2 protein-coding genes are annotated in these 980 nt (G+C 77.7%); both read right to left on the bottom strand.

Annotation, left to right across the window (positions count from 1 at the left end; translation table 11 throughout):
- Positions 1-624: RDD family protein (locus tag N869_RS16735; protein ID WP_198026113.1), on the bottom strand; the 624-nt coding region annotated here is incomplete at its 3' end.
- Positions 625-664: 40 nt separating this feature from the next.
- A partial coding sequence (locus N869_RS18100; protein ID WP_035063155.1) for a hypothetical protein occupies positions 665-980 on the bottom strand: 316 nt, incomplete at its 5' end.

Consider the following 980-nt stretch of genomic DNA (forward strand, 5'->3'; position numbering starts at 1 on the left):
CGCCCGCCGCGCACGCAGCGCCCGGACGTCCAGGACCACGGTGCGACCCACCACGTCGTGCCAGCCCTGGCGCAGGCCGGACCTGTCCAGCGCCGGGGAGGCGAGCACCAGGAGCTGGCCGACGCCCAGGGCGTGCCCTGCTCCGAGCACGAGCGCACGCGAGGACGCCCGGCCCAGGCCCGGGGCGTACGGCGTCTCGACCCTGCTGACCCGCAGGCCGGTGAGGGTGTGGCCGGGGGTACGACCGGTCCGGGCCTCGACCAGGACCAGGGCCACCACGGCCTCGACACCGAGGACGGCCGCGTAGACCCAGTGGGGTGCGAGCACGTGGGTCAGGGCCACGACGGTCGCGACGAGGGCGGCGTCCACGAGGTAGGCGAGCACGCGGCGCCCGTTGGCGCCGACGGTGGCGCCGTCGAACGCCGGGCCCAGGGCGGGGTCGTGGGCAGGAACGACAGGGAGCCCCGGGCTGGCCTGGGCCGTGGTGCCGCGAGCCTGGGCACCCGCAGGGTCGCCGGTCGGGTCACCCGCCAGCGCCCCGCAGCGGGTGCAGAACGGGCTGCTGCGCGGCAGGGGCGCCCGGCACTGGGTGCACACGCCGGCCACGGTCGCCGAGGTCGTCATCGTCCGGTCCTCCCGGTGGGTGGGTCGTGGGCCGCGCGCATCAGGAGGTCACCTGCCGCATGAGCTCGATCGCACCGGCGCCGACCAGTGCGACGGGCAGGGCGAGCACCGCCGCCAGGCCCTCGAGACCGTCGGCCACCCGGGAGAACCCGACCGAGCGCCACCCCCGACCGAGGGGGACGGCAAGCAGTGCGATGAGGAGACCGAGCGCCGCCAGGACCAGGGGCGCCGCGCCCGGCACGTCGACGGCCGTGGTCAGGGTGGCCAGCTGGAGCAGCAGGGCGGCCGCCGCGGCACGCGGGGCCCACCGGGCGACCGTCCCGCGGGTGGTGCGTGGCTGCAGGGCCAGGACGGTG

Origin of the sequence: Cellulomonas bogoriensis 69B4 = DSM 16987, assembly GCF_000767165.1 — a bacterium.
Classification (GTDB): Bacteria; Actinomycetota; Actinomycetes; order Actinomycetales; family Cellulomonadaceae; genus Actinotalea; species Actinotalea bogoriensis.